The sequence below is a fragment of the Sphingomonas folli genome (assembly GCF_019429525.1).
Taxonomy (GTDB): Bacteria; Pseudomonadota; Alphaproteobacteria; order Sphingomonadales; family Sphingomonadaceae; genus Sphingomonas; species Sphingomonas folii.
In genome coordinates, this window is the sequence record NZ_JAHXZL010000009.1 from 23066 (window position 1) to 45766 (window position 22701).

General features: G+C 71.3%; 21 protein-coding genes and 1 tRNA gene. 10 read left to right on the top strand and 12 right to left on the bottom strand.

From position 1 onward, the window contains the following. Positions 1-18: 18 nt before the first annotated feature. The 3 genes from motA to KZ813_RS13945 all read right to left on the bottom strand — a co-directional run bounded on the left by motA (position 19) and on the right by KZ813_RS13945 (position 2268). Positions 19-882, bottom strand: coding sequence for a flagellar motor stator protein MotA (gene motA, locus KZ813_RS13935; protein WP_183922857.1), 864 nt, complete (start codon positions 880-882; stop codon positions 19-21). A 151-nt stretch (positions 883-1033) separates the two neighbouring features. Next, positions 1034-1381 carry an ATP-dependent Clp protease adapter ClpS gene (gene clpS / locus KZ813_RS13940; protein WP_373369283.1) on the bottom strand — a complete coding sequence of 116 codons (348 nt, stop codon included), beginning with the start codon at positions 1379-1381 and terminating at the stop codon, positions 1034-1036. A gap of 170 nt (positions 1382-1551) precedes the next feature. After that, the gene (locus KZ813_RS13945; RefSeq protein WP_219755597.1) at positions 1552-2268 is read right to left on the bottom strand and encodes a phasin family protein; all 717 of its coding nucleotides are present in this window, start codon (positions 2266-2268) and stop codon (positions 1552-1554) included. Between the two features lie 131 nt (positions 2269-2399). Between KZ813_RS13945 and KZ813_RS13950 the strand changes: the two genes are divergently transcribed. Then, positions 2400-3914, top strand: coding sequence for an MDR family MFS transporter (locus KZ813_RS13950; RefSeq protein WP_219755598.1), 1515 nt, complete (start codon positions 2400-2402; stop codon positions 3912-3914). 195 nt (positions 3915-4109) lie between these two features. Here KZ813_RS13950 and KZ813_RS13955 read toward each other — a convergent pair whose 3' ends face one another. Together KZ813_RS13955 and KZ813_RS13960 are read right to left on the bottom strand one after the other, a co-directional pair. Beyond that, positions 4110-5183: an NAD-dependent epimerase/dehydratase family protein gene (locus KZ813_RS13955; RefSeq protein ID WP_219755599.1), complete on the bottom strand. Its 1074-nt coding sequence runs from the start codon at positions 5181-5183 to the stop codon at positions 4110-4112. A 281-nt stretch (positions 5184-5464) separates the two neighbouring features. After that, positions 5465-5538: transfer RNA gene (locus KZ813_RS13960), tRNA-Gln, on the bottom strand. 150 nt (positions 5539-5688) lie between these two features. Between KZ813_RS13960 and KZ813_RS13965 the strand changes: the two genes are divergently transcribed. The 3 genes from KZ813_RS13965 to KZ813_RS13975 all read left to right on the top strand — a co-directional run bounded on the left by KZ813_RS13965 (position 5689) and on the right by KZ813_RS13975 (position 9375). Beyond that, positions 5689-6726: a Ppx/GppA phosphatase family protein gene (locus KZ813_RS13965; protein WP_219755600.1), complete on the top strand. Its 1038-nt coding sequence runs from the start codon at positions 5689-5691 to the stop codon at positions 6724-6726. A gap of 25 nt (positions 6727-6751) precedes the next feature. Further along, the gene (locus KZ813_RS13970; RefSeq protein WP_219755601.1) at positions 6752-7429 is read left to right on the top strand and encodes an RlmE family RNA methyltransferase; all 678 of its coding nucleotides are present in this window, start codon (positions 6752-6754) and stop codon (positions 7427-7429) included. 419 nt (positions 7430-7848) lie between these two features. After that, entirely contained in the window at positions 7849-9375 is a 1527-nt protein-coding gene (locus KZ813_RS13975) for a peptide chain release factor 3 (RefSeq protein ID WP_219755602.1), read from the top strand. Positions 9376-9575: 200 nt separating this feature from the next. Here the strand turns inward: KZ813_RS13975 and KZ813_RS13980 are convergent, their stop codons facing one another. Then, positions 9576-10190: a class I SAM-dependent methyltransferase gene (locus KZ813_RS13980; protein ID WP_219755603.1), complete on the bottom strand. Its 615-nt coding sequence runs from the start codon at positions 10188-10190 to the stop codon at positions 9576-9578. A 151-nt stretch (positions 10191-10341) separates the two neighbouring features. On the opposite strand from KZ813_RS13980, the gene KZ813_RS13985 reads away from it, so the two are divergent. Further along, positions 10342-10677: an antibiotic biosynthesis monooxygenase family protein gene (locus KZ813_RS13985; protein WP_219755604.1), complete on the top strand. Its 336-nt coding sequence runs from the start codon at positions 10342-10344 to the stop codon at positions 10675-10677. A gap of 148 nt (positions 10678-10825) precedes the next feature. On the opposite strand, the gene KZ813_RS13990 is transcribed toward KZ813_RS13985, so the two are convergent. Continuing rightward, entirely contained in the window at positions 10826-13120 is a 2295-nt protein-coding gene (locus tag KZ813_RS13990; protein WP_219755605.1) for a CDC48 family AAA ATPase, read from the bottom strand. A 309-nt stretch (positions 13121-13429) separates the two neighbouring features. On the opposite strand from KZ813_RS13990, the gene KZ813_RS13995 reads away from it, so the two are divergent. Continuing rightward, the gene (locus KZ813_RS13995) at positions 13430-14314 is read left to right on the top strand and encodes a LysR substrate-binding domain-containing protein (protein ID WP_219755756.1); all 885 of its coding nucleotides are present in this window, start codon (positions 13430-13432) and stop codon (positions 14312-14314) included. Positions 14315-14561: 247 nt separating this feature from the next. On the opposite strand, the gene KZ813_RS14000 is transcribed toward KZ813_RS13995, so the two are convergent. Next, a complete protein-coding gene (locus KZ813_RS14000; protein WP_219755606.1) occupies positions 14562-15017 on the bottom strand; it encodes a peptidylprolyl isomerase in 456 nt (151 codons plus the stop codon). Positions 15018-15130: 113 nt separating this feature from the next. Here KZ813_RS14000 and mgtE point away from each other — a divergent pair, with 113 nt between their 5' ends. Both mgtE and KZ813_RS14010 read left to right on the top strand, forming a co-directional pair. After that, positions 15131-16534 (top strand): magnesium transporter, encoded by a 1404-nt coding sequence (mgtE, locus tag KZ813_RS14005; protein ID WP_219755607.1) that lies wholly within the window; start codon positions 15131-15133, stop codon positions 16532-16534. Between the two features lie 17 nt (positions 16535-16551). Beyond that, the gene (locus KZ813_RS14010) at positions 16552-16959 is read left to right on the top strand and encodes a DUF1489 family protein (RefSeq protein WP_219749779.1); all 408 of its coding nucleotides are present in this window, start codon (positions 16552-16554) and stop codon (positions 16957-16959) included. 1 nt (position 16960) lies between these two features. On the opposite strand, the gene KZ813_RS14015 is transcribed toward KZ813_RS14010, so the two are convergent. The 4 genes from KZ813_RS14015 to KZ813_RS14030 form a co-directional block, all read right to left on the bottom strand. Continuing rightward, a complete protein-coding gene (locus tag KZ813_RS14015) occupies positions 16961-17770 on the bottom strand; it encodes a S1/P1 nuclease (RefSeq protein WP_219755608.1) in 810 nt (269 codons plus the stop codon). A gap of 107 nt (positions 17771-17877) precedes the next feature. Beyond that, positions 17878-18786, bottom strand: coding sequence for a prephenate/arogenate dehydrogenase family protein (locus KZ813_RS14020; protein WP_219755609.1), 909 nt, complete (start codon positions 18784-18786; stop codon positions 17878-17880). Continuing rightward, positions 18786-19934, bottom strand: a complete 1149-nt coding sequence (gene hisC, locus KZ813_RS14025; protein WP_219755610.1) for a histidinol-phosphate transaminase — start codon at positions 19932-19934, stop codon at positions 18786-18788. The genes KZ813_RS14020 and hisC overlap by 1 nt, the downstream gene beginning before the upstream one ends. A 49-nt stretch (positions 19935-19983) precedes the next feature. After that, positions 19984-20817: a formate/nitrite transporter family protein gene (locus tag KZ813_RS14030; RefSeq protein WP_219755611.1), complete on the bottom strand. Its 834-nt coding sequence runs from the start codon at positions 20815-20817 to the stop codon at positions 19984-19986. A gap of 111 nt (positions 20818-20928) precedes the next feature. On the opposite strand from KZ813_RS14030, the gene metX reads away from it, so the two are divergent. Both metX and metW read left to right on the top strand, forming a co-directional pair. Continuing rightward, positions 20929-22059 (top strand): homoserine O-acetyltransferase MetX, encoded by a 1131-nt coding sequence (gene metX, locus KZ813_RS14035; protein WP_219755612.1) that lies wholly within the window; start codon positions 20929-20931, stop codon positions 22057-22059. After that, positions 22056-22655, top strand: a complete 600-nt coding sequence (gene metW / locus KZ813_RS14040) for a methionine biosynthesis protein MetW (protein WP_219755613.1) — start codon at positions 22056-22058, stop codon at positions 22653-22655. The genes metX and metW overlap by 4 nt, the downstream gene beginning before the upstream one ends. Positions 22656-22701 lie beyond the last annotated feature (46 nt).

A 22701-nucleotide genomic window follows, 5' to 3' on the forward strand; every position in this document is an offset into this window, starting at 1 on the left:
GCTCAGTCGCTCCCCGCCTTACTTGCCGCGCAGGCCGTCGAACACCTCGGCGAAGCCGGGCTGGTTCTTGTGGTCGATCCCCGAGCGCGCCGCCTCGATCACCAGCGGCTGCGGGTGGCCGTGCAGCGAGGCGATGATGATCTGTTTGACGACGTGGTAGATCGCGCCGTCCGCGGCGATCACCTGCTGGAGCCGGCTGGCGAGCGGGTTGACGATGCCATAGGCCAGCAGCACGCCCATGAAGGTGCCGACCAGCGCCGAGCCGATCATCCCGCCCAGCACCGACGGCGGCTTGTCGATCGAGCCCATCGTCTTCACGATGCCGAGCACCGCGGCGACGATGCCGAGCGCGGGCAAAGCGTCGGCGAGGCTCTGCAGCGTGTGATGCGGCCCCTCGACCTCGTGGTGGTGGGTCTTGATCGCATTGTCCATCACGTCCTCGACCGCGTGGACGTCGAGCGTGCCCGACGACACCACGACGAGTCGCAGCGTGTCCGCGATCAGGTTGACCAGCGTGTGATCCTTGAGCAGCTTGGGATATTCGGCGAACACCGCGGACGACTTCGGATCCTCGACGTGCGGCTCGAGCGCGATCGGGCCCTCCATGCGCAGCATCTTCATCAGCTTCGACACCAGGAAGATGACGTCGAGATAATCCTGCTTCTTGTACTTCGGGCCCTTGAAGACCTTGGCGATGCCGCCGCCCATGGCCTTGAGCTCCTTGCCCGAGTTGCCGATGATCAGCGCGCCCGCGGCGGCGCCGCCGATGATCAGCATCTCGTGCGGGATCGCCTCGAACACGGGGCCGAGCGCGCCGCCGGTGATGGCGAAACCGCCGAACACCATTCCCAGAAGGATGACCAGGCCGATACCCGCGAACATGCGATTCCCCGAAGACAGCTAATGTCTGAGGCGGCTGGTTAACCGTGCAGCGGTGGAGAAGTGGTTACCATGGCGTCGCTTTGCGGCGGCGCGGGCCGGCAGCGTGGCGCCGGGAACACAGGTGACGCGGTCGGTGCGGCGCGCTAGGCGCTCAGGCCTTCTCGAGCGTGCATTGCAGCGGGTGCTGGTTCTGCCGGGCGAAGTCGATCACCTGGCTGACCTTGGTCTCGGCGACCTCGTAGCTGAACACGCCGCAGACGCCGACGCCCTTCTGATGGACGTGGAGCATCACCTGGGTGGCCTGCTCGGTCGACATGCGGAAGAAGCGCTGCAGGCAGAGGACGACGAACTCCATCGGGGTGTAATCGTCGTTGAGCATCAGCACGCGATAGGGCGTGGGCTTCTTCGTGCGCGCGCGCGTGCGCGTGGCGACGCCGAGACCGGTCCCGCCGTTCTCCGCGTCATTGTCCTCACCCACCAGCCGGGGGTCGACCATCATCGGGAAGCTGTGCTGCTGCATCGCCAGGGGCGGGATATGGCATCGACTCGGGTGAGGGCAAGACCGTTGCGCGCGGAATCGCAGCGGAGGCGGTGCGAGCCGGACGCGAGCGGGCGGCCGCGTCGCCGCGACCGCCCGCCCCGTATCGTCCATCGCGGGATCGTCCCGTGTCAGGCGGCCGATTTGATCTTCTCGGCCGCGAGCGCGAAGCGGTTCTGCAGCGGCTTGGCGACGTCGCCCGCCAGCTTCAGCGTCGCCTCGGTCGAGCGCGAGGCCTCCTTGACCATCGCGTCGAAGGCGCCGCGCCAGTAATCGGCCTGGAGCTGCATCAGCTCGGTCGGCGACTTCACCGAGGCGAACGACTGGACCGTCGTGGCGGTGCTGTCGAAACGCTCGCGCACGAAGGCGGCGACCTCATGGCCCATCGCCTCGAGCCCCTGCGCCGCGATCCGCCCCGACTCGAGCATCGCCTCGACGTTGCCCTTGCCGAAATCGGCCATGTCCTCGGCGACCTTGCGGCCCTTCTCCAGGGTCGAGCGGCCCTGCTCGCCCGCGGCGGCGAAGGCCGAGCGGGTGTCCTGCTGCGCCTTGTCGGCGAACGACGTCATCGTGTCGGTCATGTCGGCTTCCTTCGCTGCGATCGGGGCCGCGGCTTCTGCCGGCGGCGTCGGGCCGGCGGGTTGCTCCACCGGCGGCTGGGGCTGGCCGGCGGTGTCGTCCGCCGGCAGCGGTTCCGCGTCGGCGGCAGCCGGCGTGGGCGGTGCCGCGACGGCGAGCGCCGGGGCAGCCGTGGAGGAGGCCGCCGCGGCGGCCGGCTGGGAGCGCTTGGGCGCGCGGGCGCGCCGGATCGACGGGGTCTCCGCCGCGGGCAGGGTCTCATCCGACATCAGGACCGCTCCTCTTGTTGCACTGCACAATAGTGACGAGGGTCACGACAATCAAGCATTTTTGTGCGATGCGGCAGGATCCTGGCGGGTGCGGTTGATCGCCGCGGCGCGGAGGCGCACTAGCGTCCGCGATGAACCTCCTGCCCCCGCTGCTCCGCCCGCGCCGCCGCGGCATCGCCTCGGTCAACTCGGAGGTGCGCGACGGCATCGTTCCCGCCGGCGACGCGGTGGCGACCACCGCCGACCATGACGGCGGCGAGCCGCACAACCCGCGCTACCGTACCGTGGCGCTGATCATCGCCTGCGCGATGTTCATGGAGCATCTCGACGCCACCGTGCTGGCCACCGCGCTGCCGACGATGGCGCGCGACTTCGCGGTGCGCGCGCCCGAGATGAGCGTCGCGCTCACCTCCTACCTGGTGGCGCTGGCGATGTTCATCCCCGCCTCGGGCATGGTCGCGGACCGGTTCGGGGCGAAGAACGTGTTCCGCGCCGCGATCGCCGTGTTCGTGCTCGGCTCGCTCGCCTGCGGCCTGGCACCGACGCTGACGACGATGGCGCTGGCGCGCTTTCTCCAGGGGATCGGCGGCGCGATGATGATGCCGGTCGGCCGGCTGGTGCTGCTGCGCTCGGTGGCGAAGCGCGACATGGTCTCGGCCATGTCCTGGCTGATCATGCCCGCGCTGATCGGTCCGATCATCGGCCCGCCGGTGGGGGGCTTCATCGTCACCTATCTCGACTGGCGCTGGATCTTCTGGCTCAACCTGCCGATCGGCGCGCTCGGCATCCTGCTGGTCGGCCGCTTCATCGTCGACGTGCGCGAGCCCGGGGTGCACGCCTTCGACTGGCCGGGCTTCCTGCTCTCCGCCGTGGCGCTCGGCTGCCTGCTGTTCGGCTTCGAACTGGCCAGCCGCGCCGGCGAGGGCGCGCTCGCGGCGGCGCTGATCCTCGTCGGCGCGGTCGCGGCGATGCTCTACTGGCGCCACGCCGCGCGCGTGCCGCACCCGATCCTCGATCTCTCGCTGATGCGCGTGCCGACCTTCCGCCTCTCGGTGCTGGGCGGCTCGCTGACCCGCATCACCCAGGGCGCACAGCCCTTCCTGCTGCCGCTGGTGATGCAGCTCGCCTTCGGGCTGAGCGCGGCGGAGAGCGGGTCGATGACGCTCGCCACCGCGATGGGCTCGTTCGCGATGAAGGGCACCGCGCCGCGGCTGCTGCGCCGCTTCGGCTTCCGCACCAGCCTCGTGTGGCTTGGGCTGCTGTCGAGCGCGAGCTACGCGCTGTGCGGGCTGTTCCGCCCCGACTGGCCGCTGCCCGCGGTGTTCGCGGTGATGCTGGTGTCGGGTTTCCTGATGTCGTTCCAGTTCACCGCCTATAACACGATCGCCTACGACGAGATCGCCAAGGAGCGGATGAGCGCGGCGACCAGCTTCTACTCGACCTTCCAGCAGCTGATGCTGTCGCTCGGCATCTGCGCGGGAGCGACCGCGCTGCACGTGTCGATGGCGGCGGGGGGCCGGACCCGGCCCGACTTCCCCGATTTCTCCGCGGCGTTCTGGACGGTGACCGCGATCTCGCTGGGGGCGCTGTTCGTCAACCTGCGGTTCGACCCCAAAGCGGGCGCGGAGATCAGCGGGCGGGGGTGATGCCGGAGGACATAGCCGCATGCCCCCTCCAAATCATGACGCATGTTGGGGCGAGGCTGGTGAGGGCCTGGCGCGACCTTCATCGTTCCCCGGCGAAGGCCGGGGCCCAGTTGGGGGACGCTGACGAGGCCCGCCACCTTGATCCCACTTGGCCCCCGGCCTTCGCCGGGGAACAGAAGAGAAGCGACGACCACCTCACATCTCCGGCGCGATCCCCCGCGCCAGCCGCCCCCGCGCATAGTCGAGCGCGCGGCGGATGCCGTCGTCGAGCGCGATCGTCGGGCGCCAGCCGAGCGCGTCGCGAATCCGCGACGGGTCGCTGTAGCGCTCCGCCACGCCCACCGGCTTGCCCGCGGTGCCGATCACCGGCGCGTCATAGCCCTCGATCGCCACCATCCGCGCGGCGAGGTCGAGGAAGCGCGTCGGCGTGCCGGTGCCGATGTTGAAGGCGCGCGCGTCGCTCACGCCGCGGCACACCAGGACGCAGGCGTCGCAGGCGTCGTCGATGTGGACGAAGTCGCGCGTCTGCTCGCCCGAGCCCCACACCCGCACCGGGTCGCGTCGCGCCGCCACGCGCAGCGCGATCGCGGGGAAGGGATAGACCACGTCCTGGTCCTCGCCATAGCCCGAGAAGGGACGCACCACGCCGACGCTCAGCCCGTATTTCTCATGCGCGATGCGGCCGAGATACTCGCCGGTCAGCTTGCTCCAGCCATAGGTATAGTCGGGCAGGCCGAGGCGCTTGTCGAAGGAGATGTCGTCCTCGCGCAGCGCGCGGCTCTCGCCCGCCCCCTGCAGGTCGATCGGATAGGCCGCGCTCGACGAGGCGTAGAGGATGCGCTCGGGCCGCGCTTTCTTGGCGGCCCAGAGGAAGAAGCTGCTGTCGACCGCGAGGTCGATGCCGACCGCGAGCGGGTCGTTGTCGATCACGTTGCGCCCGCCCACCACCGAGGCGAGATGGTAGATCTCGTCGAAGCGCGGCAGCGGCGCGAGCCCGAGCGACGGGGTCATGCCCAGCTCGGCCTGCGCCACCGCGACGAAGTCGGCGCGGATCAGCCGCACCTGCTGGTCGAGCCCGACCAGCTCGTGGCGCTGCACCCCGCCCTCCTCGCCGAGCGCGCGCAGCCGCGGCACCTCCCACTCGGCCGGCGGCTTGCCGGTGGAGAGATCGTCGATGATCCACAGCTCGTGCCCGCCCTCGCGCGCGAGCCGCGCGACCAGGTGCCGGCCGACGAAGCCGCAGCCGCCGGTGATGAGGATACGCGCCACGTCGGTCTCCTAGGGTGAGGCTGCGGCCTCGTTCGTCGCGCCGGGGCGCAAATGCAAGCCGCGCGCGCGCCGAGGCGAGTCACGCCGCGCCGACGCCGGACCTCGAGGATGCGGCGCCTAAGGTGGAGGAAGGTGTCGGCCCCACCGCCCGCCCGACAGGACGACGGCGGACGGGCGAGGCGATCCGGACGCGAGAGACGCCATGGGCATGGCCCGGGCCCGCATCGCTGCCGAGATGGCGCGGACGGCCGACCGGTCATCGCCGTCGACGCGGCGGAAGCTGGATGCCCCGCGTGGATTCGAACCACGATTGACGGAGTCAGAGTCCGTAGTCTTGCCGTTAGACGACGGGGCAACAGGGGGGCGCAACTAGAAGGCGGCGCCGCCCCTGTCAATGGCCGCCTTGCCGCTCGTCGCCGCAGCGTGTAGCGTTACCATCAAGCACCGGGTGACCGCGCGCCGCGCGCGGGTCGCGTCCGGAAGAAGATGAGAGAGTGTGACGGCAATGGTGGACTTTCCCGCCCAATTGCCGCGCCGGCAGGAGCCCGATCCTGCCCGTTCGGCCCGACCCCAGCCGCGCCCCGCGCGCGGCGGTGCGCGACATTATGCCGCGCTCGACCTCGGCACCAACAACTGCCGGCTGCTGATCGCGCGGCCGCACGGCGACGGCTTCGCGGTGGTGGACGCCTTCTCGCGCATCGTCCGGCTCGGCGAGGGGCTGGCGCACACCGGCGCCTTGTCCGACGCCGCGATCGAGCGCACCATCGCCGCGCTGCGAGTCTGCGCCGACAAGCTGCGCCGCCGCAACGTCACGCTGGCGCGCTCGGTCGCGACCGAGGCCTGCCGCCGCGCCAGCAACGGCACCGATTTCATCGCGCGCGTCCGCGCCGAGACCGGCATCCACCTCGACATCATCTCGGCCGAGGAGGAGGCGCGGCTGGCGGTGCTCGGCTGCCACGCGCTGCTCGAGCCGGGCACCGGCCCGGCGCTGGTGTTCGACATCGGCGGCGGCTCGACCGAGCTGGTGCTGGTCGACGCCGACGCGACCGTGCCGGTGGTGCGCGACTGGCACAGCGCGCCCTGGGGCGTCGTCTCGCTGACCGAGAGCGCGGGCGGCGGCGGCTCGGCCGAGGAGCGAGAGCGCGCCTACAAGCGGATGCGCGCGCTGGTGGCGGAGAGCTTCGCGCCCTTCGCGGCGCGGCTGCCCCGCCCCGCCACGCCGCCGCGACTGCTCGGCACCTCGGGCACGGTGACGACGCTGGCGAGCGTCCATCTCGGGCTGGAGCGCTACGACCGCGCGCAGGTCGACGGGCTGATCGCGCCCGCCGCGGCGATGCGCCAGATCAGCCAGGAGCTGGCGGCGATGTCGCTCGGCGAGCGCGCGCAGCTGCCGTGCATCGGGCGCGAGCGCGCCGACCTGGTGGTGGCGGGCTGCGCCATCCTCGAGGGCATCCTCGACCTGTGGCCGGCGGAGCGGCTCGGCGTCGCCGACCGCGGCATCCGCGAGGGCATCCTGCGCCGGCTGATGGAGACCGAGGCGTGACTCGCGTGACCGGGCGTAGCGGAGCGTGAGGGGCACCGGGGCGGGGCGCCAACGCGTCAAGACCGCGCGCAACCGCAGCGCGCAATCCACCCGCTGGCTCGAGCGCCAGCTCAACGACCCTTATGTCCGCCGTGCCAAGGCCGAGGGCTATCGCAGCCGCGCCGCCTACAAGTTGATCGAGCTGGACGAGCGCTTCGGGCTGCTCAAGGGCGTCAGACGCGTGGTCGATCTCGGCATCGCGCCGGGCGGGTGGAGCCAGGTGGTGCGCCGCCAGGCGCCGGGCGCCGCGGTGGTGGGGATCGACCTGCTGCCGGTCGATCCGATCGACGGCGTCACGATCTTCGAGATGGACTTCATGGACGACGCCGCGCCGGGCGAGCTGATGGCGGCGCTGGGCGGCGCGCCCGACCTGGTGCTGTCCGACATGGCCGCGAACACCGTGGGCCACCCGCAGACCGACGCGCTGCGCACGATGGCGCTGGTGGAGACCGCGCTGGCCTTCGCGGTCGACGTGCTGCGCCCGGGCGGGACGTTCGTCGCCAAGGTCTTCGCGGGGGGCGCCGATTCGTCGCTGGTGGCGGAGATGAAGCGCAACTTCACCGCGGTGAAGCACGCCAAGCCGCCGGCGAGCCGCAAGGGCTCGGTCGAGTGGTTCGTCGTGGCGCAGGGCTTCAAGGGACGCGGCGAGCCGGCGGAGGAGTGAGGCGGCAGGGGCGGGCGACGCGATCCGGTGCGGTGATATCGTCCTGCTTCACCCCACGCCGCGCCGGCAGACGACATCTTCTGCTCTGACCCCGCCGTGCTCCCGCGGACGCAGGAGCCCAGAGCCGCGAGCGTCACGCCTGCGGCCCTGGGCTCCGGCCCTCGCCGGAGCACGGATCGATGGAGGTGGATCAGACTCTAGGCGCCACCCGCCCCTGTCCCACGTCGCCGCGCTTTGCTATCGGCACCCCGCGGGGCGCTCCCTCGCCAGACCGTCCCGCTCCGCCACCGCCGCTTATCCGCCAGCGACCCCATATCGTCACCATTCGCACCAACGTCGGTCTCAACCCTCGCGCCATACCGCCCACCGACTCAACATTCGCAACATTCGCGCTGCCAGCGCCCGATCCGGATCACCGCATGACCTCCCCCCGCCGCACCTTCGCGATCATCTCCCACCCCGACGCGGGCAAGACCACGCTCACCGAGAAGCTGCTGTACTTCGGCGGCGCGATCCATCTCGCCGGCGAGGTGAAGGCGCGCGGGCAGAACCGGCGCGCGCGCTCGGACTGGATGAAGATCGAGCAGCAGCGCGGCATCTCGGTCACCTCCTCGGTGATGACGTTCGAGCACGACGGCATCACCTTCAATCTGCTCGACACGCCGGGCCACGAGGACTTCTCGGAGGACACCTATCGCACGCTGACCGCGGTCGACTCGGCGGTGATGGTGATCGACGCCGCCAAGGGGATCGAGCCGCAGACGCGCAAATTGTTCGAGGTGTGCCGGCTGCGCTCGGTACCGATCATCACCTTCGTCAACAAGGTCGACCGCGAGGGCCGGCCCGTGTTCGAGCTGCTCGACGAGATCGCCGACATGCTCGCGCTGGACGTGTCGCCGATGAGCTGGCCGATCGGCATGGGCGGCGAGTTCGAGGGCGTGCTCGATCTCGCGTCGAACCGGATCAGCCGGCCCGAGGGCGACAGCCGCGCCTTCCTCGGCACGGTCGAGGACTCGCCCGTCCTGTCGGAGCGCTGGCAGGAGGAGATCGAGCTGGCGCAGATCGGCTACCCCGCCTTCGACCCCGAGGCATACCGCCACGGCGACCTCACCCCGGTGTATTTCGGCTCGGCGCTCAAGGACTTCGGCGTCGCGCAGCTGATCGCCGCGCTGGCCGAGCACGCGCCGCCGCCGCGCCCGCAGCCGGCCGAGCCCGCCCCGGTGGCACCCGAGAATGACGAGGTGACCGGCTTCGTCTTCAAGGTCCAGGCCAACATGGACCCCAACCACCGCGACCGGATCGCCTTCATGCGGCTGTGCTCGGGCACCTTCAAGCGCGGCATGAAGCTGACCCCGACCGGCCATGGCAAGCCGATCGCGGTCCACTCGCCGATCCTGTTCTTCGCGCAGAACCGCGAGGTGGCGGACGAGGCCTTCCCCGGCGACATCATCGGCATCCCCAACCACGGCACGCTGCGCGTGGGCGACACGTTGAGCGAGCGCGCCGACGTGCGCTTCACCGGCCTGCCCAATTTCGCGCCCGAGATCCTGCGCCGAGTCCAGCTCAAGGACCCGACCAAGACCAAGCAGCTGCGCAAGGCGCTCGACGACATGGCCGAGGAGGGCGTGACCCAGGTCTTCTACCCGGAGATCGGGTCCAACTGGATCATCGGCGTCGTGGGGCAGCTCCAGCTCGAGGTGCTGCTGTCGCGGCTCGAGGTGGAGTACAAGGTGGCGGCGGCGCTGGAGCCCGCGCCGTACGACACCGCACGCTGGGTCTCGGCGGAAGAGCCCGCCGCGCTCAAGGATTTCATGGACCTCAACCGCGGCGCGATGGCCAAGGACCGCGACGGTAACCCGGTGTTCCTGGCGAAGAGCGCCTGGGAGGTCGGCTATATCGCGGATCGCTACGCGAAGGTGCGGTTCGCCGCCACGCGGGAGCGGTGAGCGCGGCTTGTTCCACGTGAAGCCAACGTACGGGGAGTGAGGGCGCAGGTGCTTCCCGAAGCGCGGGCGTCATCCTGAGCTCGTCTCGGGATCCACCGTGCCGCACACTCAAGGACCGGTGGTGCTCGCGAAAGGGTAGATCCTGAAACGAGTTCAGGATGACGCCGATGCGAGGGAGGGTAGCGGGATGCTGCCCCCGATCAGTCCTTCCAGCCCCAGTAGAGCTGAGCGGGCGGGACGTTCCACCATTCCATGTCATGGTCGATCCGCTCGAAATGCGGCGCGATGAAGTCGCGGACCTTGGGGCTGAACTGATAGACGAGGAAGGCGCCGCCGGTGCGGATCACGCGCTGCGTCGCCGCCGCGATCGCGGGGCCGACGCCGTCGGGCAGGGTCGAGAAGGGCAGGCCGGAGAGGACGTAGTCGGCCGAGTCATGGCCGTGCTCGGCGACGATCGCCTCGACGTCGGCGGCCGAACCGTGGACCGCGACGAAGCGCGAGTCGGTGATCGTGTTGTTGAGGTAGCGGATGAAATCCGGGTTGGTGTCGATCGCGATCAGCGTCGCGTCGGGGGCCATCTTCTCGAGGATGGGCCGGCAGAAGGTGCCAACGCCGGGGCCGTACTCGACGAAGAGCTTACAGTTCGCCCAGTCCACCGGGCCGAGCATCCTGGCGATCAACCGATCCGACGAGGGGATGATCGACCCCACCATGACCGGGTGCTTGAGGAAGCCGGCGAAGAACATCTGCCAGGGACCGGGCACGCCGGCGGCTCTGCTGCGGCTGCGCCGCATGGCGTTGGTCGAACTAGGCATGTGGAAAGTTGTCGCTCCCGAACCCTGACGGTGACAGCCTTGTGTCACCACGATGACGAACGCCTTGCAAGCGCGGCGGTTGCCATAGCGGGGTTGCACGCCCGCCCCAAGCGCCTATTCGCCCGGGCGTTGGCGGCGCGGGGGCGGTGGCATGCGGGACGGCGGCGAGCGGGTCGGGCAGGTGGCGGTGACCTTCGTCTCGCGCCGCAACGGCCGCGACTCGGCGGGCTATGCCGCGGCGGCGGAGCGGATGGACGCGCTCGCCGCGGCGCAGCCGGGCTATCGCGGGGTCGACAGCGTGCGCGACGCGGACGGGCTGGGGATCACGGTGAGCTACTGGGCGGACGAGGCGAGCGCGATCGCCTGGCGCGACCATCCCGAACATGCCGCGACGCGTGAGCGGGGGCGGGAGCGCTGGTATGACGATTACGCGGTGACGGTAGCGACCGTAACGCGGGAGTATCGCTGGGCGGCAGCGAGCGAGTGAGGTCCTCCCCGCTCGGCGGGGAGGGGGACCGCGCCCGTAGGGCGTGGTGGAGAGGGCTGTCCGCGGCCGTCGCGCTGCGTGGGGAACCCCCTCCACCACCCGGCTGCGCCGGGCGGTCCCCCTCCCCGTTCCGGGGAGGATTTATCCGTTAGTCTGTCCCCTTCGGCCCGCGCGGGGTGAGCTGGCCCGGCGCGATGAAGCCGATCGGCTGGATCGCGTTGGCGTCCTGCTTCAGCCGCGCCGCCATCTGCTCATAGTCGCGCTCCACCTCGGGGGTGACGCTGGCGCGGCTCTCCTCCAGCGCGCGGTCGAAGTGCGCCGCGGTCACCTGGCGCGACTGGAGCGACTCGCGCAGCGCGATCAGGCCGGCGCGGCGCACCACGTCCTCCAGGTCGGCGCCGGTGAAGCGCTCGGTGCGGCGCGCGACCGTGTCGAGGTCGACGTCCTCGGCGAGCGGCATCTTCTGCGTCTGGATCGAGAGGATCCGCCGCCGCCCGGCCTGATCGGGCACGCCGACGTAGATCAGCTCGTCGAACCGCCCCGGCCGCAGCAGCGCGGGGTCGATCAGGTTGGGCCGGTTGGTCGCGCCGATCACCACCACCGACTGCAGCTCCTCGAGCCCGTCCATCTCGGCGAGGATGGTGTTGACCACGCGCTCGGTCACCTGCGGCTCGCCCAGCCCGCCGCCGCGCGCGGGGACCAGGCTGTCGAGCTCGTCGATGAAGATGACGCAGGGCGCCACCTGGCGCGCGCGCTGAAACAGGCGGGTGATCTGCTGCTCGCTCTCGCCGTACCATTTGCTCAGCAGGTCGCTCGACTTGGTGGCGATGAAATTGGCCTCCGCCTCGCGCGCCACCGCCTTGGCGAGCAACGTCTTGCCGGTGCCGGGCGGGCCGTAGAGCAGGAAGCCCTTGGCCGGGCGGATGCCCAGCCGGCGGAACGCGTCGGGGTCTTTGAGCGGCAGCTCGACGCCTTCCTTGAGCCGCATCTGCGCGTCGTCGAGACCGCCCACGTCGCTCCACTGGGTGGTGGGCGCCTGCACCATCACCTCGCGCATCGCCGAGGGCTGGACCCGCTTGATCGCGCCCATGAAGTCCTCGCGCGTCACGGCCAGCGTGTCGAGCACCTCGGGCGGGATGCTGCGGTCCTCCAGGTTGAGCCGCGGCATGATCCGCCGCACCGCCTCGATCGCGGCCTCGCGCGTCAGCGCGGCGAGGTCGGCGCCGACGAAGCCGAAGGTGGTGCGCGCCAGCTCGTCGAGGTCGACCTTGTCGCCCAGCGGCATGCCGCGGGTATGGATGCCGAGGATCTCGCGTCGCCCGCGCTCGTCGGGGACGCCGACGATGATCTCGCGGTCGAAGCGGCCGGGGCGGCGCAGCGCCTCGTCGATCGCCTCGGGGCGATTGGTCGCGGCGATGATCACGACGTTGGCGCGCGCCTCCAGCCCGTCCATCAGCGTCAGCAGCTGCGCGACCACGCGCTTCTCCGCCTCGCCCGAGACCTGCCCGCGCTTGGGCGCGATCGAGTCGATCTCGTCGATGAAGACGATCGAGGGCGCCGCCTTGGTCGCCTCCTCGAACACGCTGCGCAGCCGCTGCTCCGACTCGCCATAGGCCGAGCCCATGATCTCGGGGCCGTTGATCAGGAAGAACTGCGCGTCCGACTCGTTGGCGACCGCGCGCGCCAGCCGCGTCTTGCCGGTGCCGGGCGGGCCGTGGAGCAGCACGCCCTTGGGCGGGTCGACCCCGAGCCGCTGGAACAGCTCGGGATAGCGCAGCGGCAGCTCGACCATCTCGCGCAGCTGGTCGATCGTCGCCGCCATTCCGCCGATATCGTCGTAGGTGACGTCGGCGCGCCGCGCCGCCTCGGGCTCCTCATATTCGGGGCGGAGCTCGATCTCGGTGTTCTCGTCGATGTGGACCACGCCCTTGGGGCTGGCCGACACGACCGAGAGGCGGATCTCCTGCAGCGCGTAAGCGGGGGCGTTGATGTAGCGCTCCATCCCCGGCGGCATGTTCGCGACGCGCTGGTGACCAGCGGTGGCGACCACGTCCCCGGCGCAGAGCGGGCGCCCGAAGAAGGTGCGCTTGAGCGCGGTGGTCGAGCCCTGGAGCCGCAGGTTCTGCTGCGCCGGCGCGAACACGACTCGAGTCGCCGCCTTGCTCTCGACCCGCCGCAGCTCGACGAAGTCGCCCGAACCGACCCCGGCATTGGCGCGCTGGAGGCCGTCGATGCGGATGATCTCGAGCCCCTCGTCCTCGGCATAGGGGCCGACCGCGCGTGCCGGCGTCGTCTTCTTGCCGACGATCTCGACCACGTCGCCGTCGGTGAGACCGAGGGCGGAGAGCACCGCGCGCGGCAGGTGCGCGATGCCGCGCCCGCTGTCCTCGGGGCGCGCGTTCGCCACCTGCAACTTGATCACTCTCGCTTCGGCGTCCGCCATCCTGCTGCCCTTCCTCGCTCGCGCGGTCGAGCGCAGGAGATAGGGCCGGGGTTCCCGATTGCGAGGGCCACGCGCCCCCGCCATCGTCCTGACGCGCACGAAAAAAAAGGCCGCTCAACGAGGAGCGGCCCATGAAAGTTTTTAGGAGAGGATGCCTGAAAGGCACGCCAAAGATGCGGGGGTACGAACCGTTGTGCAAGTGCGAATGATAGCGCTATAGTTGCAGAAATTGCATTTCGAGTTGTCCGCACGCTTGCGCCGGGCCGTGTGGGTTGCATCATGCGGCGCAGCACCGAACTTGGATCGACGATGCGCCGCCTGCCACCCCTGACCGCGATCGAAGCGTTCGTCGCCGTCGCCCGCCTCGGCTCGATCAAGGCCGCGGCGCAGGAGCTGGCGCTGTCCCCGCCCGCGCTCAGCCGCCGCATCCAGACGCTGGAGCGCTTCCTCACGCGACCGCTGTTCGATCGGCGCCACCAGGCGATGGTGCCCAACGCCGACGGCGAGCGGCTGCTCGCCGCGATCGCGCCCGTGCTCGACGGCCTGTCCGACGCGATCGAGGCGATGACGAGCGGCAGCGAGGTGTTGCGGCTGCGGCTCGGCGTGCTGCCGCTCTACGCGTCGCAGCGGCTGTTCCCGCGGCTGGGCGAGCTGCGCGGCGCGCACCCCGAGCTCCACCTCGACATCGACACCGGCGGCAACGCGCTCGGTCGGCTGGGCGAGGGGCTCGACGCGGTGATCGTGGTCGCGCGCGACGTCGATCCGCTTCTCTACTCGGAGCGGCTCGACCGCAACATGGTCTATCCGATCGGCGCGCGCTCGCTGCTGGAGGGCGCGCGGCCGCTGCGCTCGCCCGAGCAGCTGGAGGGGCATACCATCCTGCTCCACCGCGACATGCCCGACACCTACGCGGCCTGGGCGCAGGCGGCGGGCGTGCCCGCGGTCGACTCGGTCGCGATCGACTATTTCGACTCGGGCGCGCTGATCCTCGAGGCGGCGGCGCAGGGGCTCGGCATCGCCTTCATGCACGAGAACCACTTCCAGGACGCCAACGACCCGCGCCTGGCACGGCTCTTCGACATCGATGTCACCAGCCCCTACAGTTACTGGTTCGCCTGCCGCCCGCGCGCGCTGCAGACCAAGCCGGTGCGGCTGTTCCGCGACTGGCTGATCCGCACGCTGCGGCAGGAGTGAGGGAGAGGGCGCATCCTCTGGCGCCCGGTCGCGCGCCGCCGCCCGCCGCCCTCCCCTTCGTCACTCCGGCGAAGGCAGAAGTCCAGACGCGCCACCGTCGCGATGTCACCCGTGAGCTCAGTGCTCCTGGATCCGCGCTCGCGCGGCGATGACGGGAAGGGGGCGCAAGGAACGGCACCGCGCGTGACGACGGACAGCGCGATAACGTGCCACCGCCCACCGAGCCCCGTTCGCCCCCAAGCCGGCCTTACGCCGCCTTCATCGACACGATCTTGCCCGGGTCCGCCGGCGGCTCGCCCTTGGGCAGCGCGTCGATCAGCTCCATGCCCTCGGTCACCTCGCCCCACACGGTATATTGGCCGTCGAGGAAGCGCGCGTCGTCGAAGCAGATGAAGAACTGCGAGTTGGCCGAGTTCGGGTCCATCGTCCGCGCCATCGAGCAGGTGCCGCGCACGTGCGGCTCCTTGCTGAACTCTTGGCGGAGATTGGGCTTGTCCGAGCCGTGCATGCCGGTGCCGGTCGGGTCGCCGCCCTGCGCCATGAAGCCCGGGATCACGCGGTGGAAGACGACGCCGTCGTAGAAGCCGTCGTTGGCCAGCTCGGCGATGCGCGCGACATGCTCGGGGGCGAGGTCGGGGCGCAGCCGGATGGTCACGTCGCCGCCCTCGAGCGTCATCGTCAGCGTGGAGTAAGTATCGGCCATGGAAGATCCTTTCGGTACGATGCGGGCGCGTTAGTGGCTGGGCGCGCGGCTGGCAAATGGTGCGAACGCGCGGTAGGGCGGTGCGGTCCGGCACGAACAGGAGGCGGCGGCGCATGAGCGACAGCGAGCTGGCCGACCCGATCGAGGCCGCCGACGACCGGATGGACGAGGACGACCGGCTCAAGCCCGAGTTCGTCCGCGCGGTGATCGACGCGGTGCAGGACGGCGACGTGGCGGCGGCGCACGCCCTGGTCGAACCGCTCCACCCCGCCGACATCGCCGACCTGTTCGAGCTGACGCCCGAGAATTGCCGCCGCGAGCTCGCCGCCGCGATCGCCGACCTGGTCGACGCCGACGTGTTCGCGGAGATGAACGACTATGTCCGCGAGAGCCTGATCGACGCGCTCGACGCGCGCCAGGTGGCGGACATCGCGAGCGAGCTCGACACCGACGACGCGGTCGCGATCATCGAGGACATGGAGCCGGAGGACCAGCGCGAGGTCCTCCGCGCGATGGAGCCGGACGATCGCGCCGCGATCGAGGAGGCGCTGTCCTACCCCGAGGAGTCCGCCGGCCGCCTGATGCAGCGCGACCTGATCGCGGTGCCGGAGCATTGGACCGTGGGCGACGCGCTCGACTATCTGCGCCGCGACGACGGGCTCACCACCGATTTCTGGGAGATCTACGTCGTCGACCCGGCGCACCGCCCGGTCGGCACCTGCATGCTGAGCTGGGTGCTGCGCGCGCCCCGCGCGGTCGCGATCGCCGACGTGATGCAGCGCGAGCAGACGCTGATCCCGGTCGACATGGACCAGGAGGAGGTCGCGCTCCGCTTCCAGAAATACGCGCTGATCTCGGCCGCGGTGGTCGACGGCGCGGGCCGGCTGGTCGGCATGATCACGGTCGACGACGTCGTCCATATCATCCAGCAGGAGGCCGGCGAGGACACGCTGCTGCTGTCGGGCGCGGGCGAGGGCGACATCAACGAGCCGATCCGGCTCACCGTGAAGACGCGGCTGACCTGGCTGGTGGTCAACCTCGCCACCGCGATGCTGGCGGCGTCGGTCGTCGGGCTCTTCCAGGGCGCGATCGCGCGCTACGCGGTGCTGGCGGTGCTGATGCCGATCGTCTCGGGGATGGGCGGCAACGCGGGGACGCAGACGCTGGCGGTGGTGGTGCGCGCGATCGCGACCAACCAGCTGACCGACAGCAACACCGCGCGCATGATCGTGCGCGAGCTGCGCATCGCCGCGGTCAACGGGCTGACGCTGGGCTGTCTGGTCGGGCTGGGCAGCTACGTCGTCTACGGTGACGAGCAGCTCTCGCTGGTGATGGCGCTGGCGATGGTGATCAACAACCTGCTGGCGGGCCTGGGCGGCGTGCTGGTGCCGGTGACGCTCGACCGCTTCCGCGTCGACCCCGCGGTGTCGTCGGCGGTGTTCGTCACCACGCTCACCGACACCGGCGGCTTCCTCTCCTTCCTCGGCCTCGCCACCTTGTGGGGCCTGGGGGGCTGACCCACATCGGCGACCGAATGCCGCTCCATCTCACCAAGGTCGCGTTCGGCGCGGCGAGCGTCGACCTGCTCGCCGAGCGCCTCCGCGCGCGCGCCGCCGCCGGCCCCGTGTTCCTCACCACGCGCTATTTGCCCAAGCGCCACGAGGAGGTGGCGGGGCAGGGCTCGCTCTACTGGATCATCAAGCACCAGCTGGTGGCGCGCTCGCCGATCCTGCGCTTCGGCGAGGCGGAGGGCGGGCGAGTCGCGATCCACATCGATCCCGAGCTGCGGCTGGTGCTGGCCCTGCCGCGCCGCGCGCACCAGGGCTGGCGCTACCTCGAGGCGGGCGACGCGCCGGTCGATCTCGGGGGCGCGGCGGGCGAGGGGATCGCCGCGCTGCCGCCCGCGCTCGCCGCCGAGCTGAGCGCGCTGGCGCTGCTGTGACTCAGCGCCGCCGTGCCGCGAACAGCTCGTTGAGATAGGCGGCGAGCCGCACCCCGCCCTTCTCCAGCTGCAGCTCCATCCGCGGCGTGTTCTCGTAGACGTAGCGGTAGGACAGAGCGTCCTCGCCCGCGGCGGGATAGACCCGGTCGCGCAGCGCGCTGCTCTCCGCGATCCAGACCCGCGGGTCGGTCACCGCCCAGTCGCGCGCCTGCACGGGCGTGACCCGCGCGCTCAGCCAGGCGGTCATCTCGGTGAAGGACAGCTGCTCGTCGTCGACCAGCGCCGAGTCCCACACCGAGTGGAGGTTGGTGGCGCGGCCGAAGAAGGTGACCTTGCGGTCGTTGCCGCCGCGGTCGCTGCCGTCGCCGGCGTGGAGCGGCTGGTGGAGGTCGCCGACGATGTGGACCACAAACCGCAGCGCCCTCTGGCGGTCGGCGAGCGAGGCGCGCGGGTCGCGCAGCGTGGCGCCGAAGCGGGTGAGCGCGGTGACCGCGTCGCCCTCCGGGGGCGCGCCGACCTCGGCGTAGCGCTTCCCCGGCGGCACGGTGACATAATGCCACGGCGTCGACTCGCGCTGCCAGAAGGGCGCGGGGTCGGAGCGCATCGTGTCGGGCCAGTTGGACGCCTCGGCGAGCGTCTCGACCCCGAGGATCGCCTTCACCGCGCGGTGCGCGCGGGGGGTGAGCCGCGCGTCCGCGATCTGCGCGACGACGCGGTGCCCGGTCTTGCCCCAGGCGAGCGCGGGCGCGGGGAGGAGGGCCGCGAGTGCGGCGAGGGGCGCGACGAGCGCGCGCGAGGGGGAGGCGGGCATGCGCCGCCTCTGCCCATGGTTAAACGCTTAGTAAATGCGGTTCGGGCGCGGCGACAGTCACTTAGTGTCGACGCACACGGCGCGCTGGCGCGGCTCCTCGGGCGCTTTCAGTCGTGCCGGCGGCCGAAGTCGGCGGCGGCGTCGTCCTGCCCCTGGTCGACGATCGAGCGGCGGATCGCGCGGGTGCGCGCGAAGCGGTCGTGCAGCGCATCGCCGTCGCCCCAGCGGATCGCGCGCTGGAGCTGGCTGAGGTCCTCGCTGAAGCGCTGCAGCATCTCCAGCACCGCCTCCTTGTTGGCGAGGAACACGTCGCGCCACATCACCGGGTCCGACGCGGCGATGCGGGTGAAGTCGCGGAAGCCGCCCGCGGAGAATTTGATCACCTCCGATTCGGTCACCTGGCCGAGGTCGTCCGCGGTACCGACGATCGTATAGGCGATGAGGTGCGGCAGGTGGCTCGTCACCGCCAGCACGCGGTCGTGATGGTCGGGCGCCATCCGCTCGACGTCGGCGCCGAGCCGGTGCCAGAATTCCTCGACCCGCGCGACCGCGAGCGCGTCGCTCTCCGCCAGCGGCGTGACGATGCACCAGCGCCCGCGGAACAGCGAGGCGAAGCCCGCCTCGGGCCCGCTCTGCTCGGTCCCCGCCACCGGGTGCGCGGGCACCACGCGCTCGGGTGGCAGCGCGGCGGCGAGCGCTTGGGCCACCGCGGTCTTGCAGCTGCCGACGTCGCTGACGATCGCGTCGGCGGGCAGCTCCTCGGCGATCTCGGCGGCGACCGCGGCCATGGCACCGACCGGCACGCACAGGATGACGAGGTCGGCGTCGGTCACCGCCGCGGCGGCGCTGTCGGCGACGTCGTCGACCAGCTCGATCCGCCGCGCGGTCTCGCGCACCGCGGCGCTCGAGTCATGCCCGGTCAGCCGCACCGTCGGCAGATACTGGCGCACCGCGCGCGCCACCGACGAGCCGATCAGCCCCAGCCCGATGACGGCGACGCGGCTGAACGGCAGCATCAGCCGCGCTCGATCCCGGCGTCCGCCGGCTCGGCGTGCGTCGGCGCCGCGCCGCGCTCGACCAGCGCGCGCAGCGCCGCGGCGACCCCGCGCGTCTCGGCCTCGGTCCCGACGGTGATTCGCAGGCCCTGCGCCAGCCCCTGGCCGGGCAGCCAGCGGACGATATAGCCCGCGTCCATCAGCCCCTTGTAGGCAGTCTCCGCGATCAGCTTACCCTCGAACACCACCAGCACGAAATTGGCCTCGCTCGGGATCGCGCGCAGCCCGGCATTGCCCAAGCTGGCGATCTCGTCGGCGAACCAGGCGCGCCAGGTGGCGTTGTGCGCGCGCGTGTGCGCGACGAACGCGCGGTCCTCGATCGCGGCGACCGCGGCACGCTGGCCGCCGATCGTGATGTTGAACGGCAGCCGGATGCGGTGCAGCGCCTGGACGATGTCGGGGTGCGCGTAGCCCCAGCCGATACGCTCCGCCGCGAGCCCGTGGATCTTGGAGAAGGTGCGCGTCACCAGCACGTTGCGCGCGGTGGCGGCGAGCTCCAGCCCGCCGTCGTCGTCGCCGTCGGCGAGATATTCGGCATAGGCCTGGTCGAGCACCAGCAGCACGGTCGCCGGCAGCGCGGCATGGAGCCGCGCGATCTCGGCGCGCGGCGCGAACGTGCCGGTCGGGTTGTTCGGGTTGGCGACATAGACGATCCGCGTGCGCTCGGTGACCGAGGCGAGGATCGAGTCGACGTCGGTGGCATAGTCGCGGTCGGGCGCGATCACCGGCGTCGCGCCGACGCGTCGCGTCGCGATCTCGTACACCGCGAAGCCGTAGCGGACGAAGATCACCTCGTCGCCCGGTCCGGCGAAGGCGCCCGCGGCGAGGTGGAGGATCTCGTCCGAGCCGTTGCCGTAGATGATCCGCGCCGGGTCGAGCCCGAAGCGCGCCGCGATCGCCTCGCGCACGATGGTGCCGCCGGCGTCGGGGTAGCGCTCGAGCGAGTCGGCGGCCGAGGCGAAGGCGGCGCGCGCCGCGGGCGAGGTGCCGAGCGGGTTCTCGTTCGAGCTGAGCTTGGCGACGGTGCGCCCGTCGTCGGTGGTGGAACGCCCGGGAACGTAGGGGGCGATGTCCATGATCCAGGGCTTGGGGCTGGGCGCGTCGGTCATGCCGGATCGGGTAGCGGGTGTGGCGCGCCTGGGGAAGGGGGCGGCGCCCTCACAGCTCCTGCCGCACCTGCGCGTGCGCCAGCAGCGCGAACAGCCCGGTGCCGCCGATCACGTTGCCGATCAGCGCGGGCAGGATCAGCCCGCCCAGCGCCCCCCCGAACGAGACCTCGCCGGCGAAGGCGAGCAGCCACGCCTCGCCCGAGCCGGCGACGACGTGCGCGAAGCCGCCGAGCGCGATGAAATAGGTCAGCACGAACACCACCCAGAATTCCTGCCCGCGCGACGAGGGCAGCGCCCAGGGCACCGCCGCGATCAGGAAGCCGGCGGGGATGCCCAGCCGCAGCGTCGCCCACCAATCGTGCGCCAGCAGCTCGCGCGCGGTCTCCAGCATCGCCGCGCCGCCCTCGGGCGAGCCGATCAGGCGGTAGTGGACCAGGCCCGCGATCAGCAAGGTGCCGAGCAGGTTGGTGCCGAGCACCAGCCCCCACAGCCGTAGCAGCCGCGCGAGGTTGCCGAGGCTGGGATGGGTCGCGACCGGGATCACCGCCGACAGCGTGCTCTCGGTGAAGAGCTGGAGCCGGCCGAGGATCACCACCAGGAAGCCGAGCGTGTAGCCGACGCTCGTCACCAGCGGCGCCCAGGCCGCCTCGGGCAGGTCGCGCGCGATCAGCGACTTGCCCAGCACCGAGGCGCTGATCGCCACGCCGCCCGCGAACCCCGACCAGACCAGCGACCAGCCCGGCCGCTCCAGCTCCTCGTCGCCGGCGCGGCGGATCACCTCGTGGATCACGCGCGGGCTGGCGGCCTGGCGCTGCTCGACCGCGGCGCGCTCGTCGGGGTCGAGGTCGATGTCGCGCTCGCGCGCCTCGGCGTCGTCCGCCATGCCTGTGTCTCCCACGCGCCGGGCGCGGCGCCTGATCCCCGAGAACGCCGCGCGGGCGCGCGCGGGTCCGGCTCGACTTGGGCGGGGGCGCGCGCGTAAAGCGGCGGCGCGATGCTCACCACGCCCTCCTCGCTCGACCAGCGACTCGGCCTGTCGCGCCACGTCGTGCTGCCGGGGCCGCTGCGGCTCGACGGCGGCGCGCTGCTCGCGCCGGTCGAGATCGCCTATGAGACCTATGGCGCGCTCGCGCCCGACGGCGACAACGCGCTGCTGATCTGCCACGCGCTCACCGGCGACCACCACGTCGCCTCGGCGCACCCGCGCACGGGCAAGCCGGGCTGGTGGCAGCGCATGGTCGGCCCGGGCCGCCCGATCGACACCGACCGCTTCTTCGTGATCTGCGCCAACGTGCTGGGCAGCTGCATGGGCACGTCCGGCCCGGCGAGCGCCGACGCCGCGACCGGGCGGCCCTATGCCATGGCCTTCCCCGTCATCACGATCCGCGACATGGTGCGCGCGCAGGCGCTGCTGCTCGACCATCTCGGCGTGGCGCGGCTCGCCGCGGTCGTCGGCGGCTCGATGGGGGGCATGCAGGCGCTGAGCTGGGCGGCGACCTTCCCCGAGCGGCTCGACGCCTGTCTTGTCATCGCCTCGACCGCGCGCCACACCGCGCAGAACATCGCCTTCCACGAGGTCGGGCGCCAGGCGATCATGGCCGACCCGAACTGGGCGGGCGGCGACTATTATGATGGCAGCCCCCCCGCCGCGGGGCTCGCGGTGGCGCGGATGGCGGCGCACATCACCTATCTGTCCGAGGCCGGGCTGACCGAGAAGTTCGGCCGGCGGCTCCAGGCGCGCGAGCAGAAATCGTTCGGCTTCGACGCCGATTTCCAGGTGGAGAGCTACCTTCGCCACCAGGGACTCGCCTTCACCGACCGGTTCGACGCCAACAGCTACCTCTACATCACCCGCGCGATGGACTATTTCGACCTCGCCGAGGAGCATGGCGGGCTGCTCGCCCACGCCTTCCGCGCCGCGCGCGCGCGCTTCTGCCTGGTCAGCTTCGACACCGACTGGCTGTATCCCACCGCCGAGTCGCGCGCGATCGTCCAGGCGCTGGTGGCGGCGCGGGCGCCCGCCAGCTTCGTCGAGCTCTCCAGCCCCTACGGCCACGACGCCTTCCTGCTCGACTCGCCCGAGCTCGACCGCGTGGTCGCCGGCTTCCTCGGGACCGGCGCGTGAGCCTGCGCCCCGATCTGGCGATCATCGCCGCGCACGTGCCGCCGGGCGCGCGCGTGCTCGACGTCGGCTGCGGCGACGGCGAGCTGATGAAGGCGCTGCGCGACTCCCGGGGCGTCGACGCGCGCGGGCTCGAGCTCGACCCGCGCAACGTCGCCGCGGCGGTGTCGCGCGGGCTGTCGGTGATCCAGGGCGACGCCGACACCGATCTGGCGGGCTACCCCGACCAGAGCTTCGACTATGCCATCCTCAGCCAGACGCTCCAGACCGCGCGCGCGCCCGACCGCGTGCTCGACGAGCTGCTGCGGATCGGGCGCCACGCCTTCGTCAGCTTCCCCAATTTCGCGCACTGGCGGGTGCGGCTGTCGCTGCTGTGGGGCGGGCGGATGCCGGTGACCCGGCTGCTGCCCGAGCGCTGGTACGACACGCCCAACATCCACCATCTCACCGTCGACGACTTCCGCGCGCACCTCGCCGAGCGCGGCGTCGCGACCGAGAACGCCTGGTTCCTCTCGGGCGACAAGCGCACCGGCGGCGGCGCCGCCAATTTTCTCGCCGAGCACGCGGTTTTCCTGCTGCGCCGGAACTCGGCCGATTGATCGGGGTTAACCCGAGCCAACCCGAGGGAATAATCGACCCGAGATC

Bases quoted from the DNA above. Each gene is read 5' to 3' on its own strand.
- KZ813_RS13945 (WP_219755597.1), bottom strand. From the start codon at position 2,268: ATGTCGGATGAGACCCTGCCCGCGGCGGAGACCCCGTCGATCCGGCGC.
- mgtE (WP_219755607.1), top strand. From the start codon at position 15,131: ATGAGCGACAGCGAGCTGGCCGACCCGATCGAGGCCGCCGACGACCGG.
- KZ813_RS13995 (WP_219755756.1), top strand. From the start codon at position 13,430: ATGCGCCGCCTGCCACCCCTGACCGCGATCGAAGCGTTCGTCGCCGTC.
- KZ813_RS13980 (WP_219755603.1), bottom strand. From the start codon at position 10,190: ATGCCTAGTTCGACCAACGCCATGCGGCGCAGCCGCAGCAGAGCCGCC.
- KZ813_RS14030 (WP_219755611.1), bottom strand. From the start codon at position 20,817: ATGGCGGACGACGCCGAGGCGCGCGAGCGCGACATCGACCTCGACCCC.
- KZ813_RS14015 (WP_219755608.1), bottom strand. From the start codon at position 17,770: ATGCCCGCCTCCCCCTCGCGCGCGCTCGTCGCGCCCCTCGCCGCACTC.
- hisC (WP_219755610.1), bottom strand. From the start codon at position 19,934: ATGACCGACGCGCCCAGCCCCAAGCCCTGGATCATGGACATCGCCCCC.
- motA (WP_183922857.1), bottom strand. From the start codon at position 882: ATGTTCGCGGGTATCGGCCTGGTCATCCTTCTGGGAATGGTGTTCGGC.
- KZ813_RS13990 (WP_219755605.1), bottom strand. From the start codon at position 13,120: ATGGCGGACGCCGAAGCGAGAGTGATCAAGTTGCAGGTGGCGAACGCG.
- KZ813_RS13985 (WP_219755604.1), top strand. From the start codon at position 10,342: ATGCGGGACGGCGGCGAGCGGGTCGGGCAGGTGGCGGTGACCTTCGTC.
- KZ813_RS14010 (WP_219749779.1), top strand. From the start codon at position 16,552: ATGCCGCTCCATCTCACCAAGGTCGCGTTCGGCGCGGCGAGCGTCGAC.
- KZ813_RS14020 (WP_219755609.1), bottom strand. From the start codon at position 18,786: ATGCTGCCGTTCAGCCGCGTCGCCGTCATCGGGCTGGGGCTGATCGGC.
- clpS (WP_373369283.1), bottom strand. From the start codon at position 1,381: ATGATGGTCGACCCCCGGCTGGTGGGTGAGGACAATGACGCGGAGAAC.
- KZ813_RS13975 (WP_219755602.1), top strand. From the start codon at position 7,849: ATGACCTCCCCCCGCCGCACCTTCGCGATCATCTCCCACCCCGACGCG.
- KZ813_RS13950 (WP_219755598.1), top strand. From the start codon at position 2,400: ATGAACCTCCTGCCCCCGCTGCTCCGCCCGCGCCGCCGCGGCATCGCC.
- metX (WP_219755612.1), top strand. From the start codon at position 20,929: ATGCTCACCACGCCCTCCTCGCTCGACCAGCGACTCGGCCTGTCGCGC.
- KZ813_RS14000 (WP_219755606.1), bottom strand. From the start codon at position 15,017: ATGGCCGATACTTACTCCACGCTGACGATGACGCTCGAGGGCGGCGAC.
- KZ813_RS13965 (WP_219755600.1), top strand. From the start codon at position 5,689: ATGGTGGACTTTCCCGCCCAATTGCCGCGCCGGCAGGAGCCCGATCCT.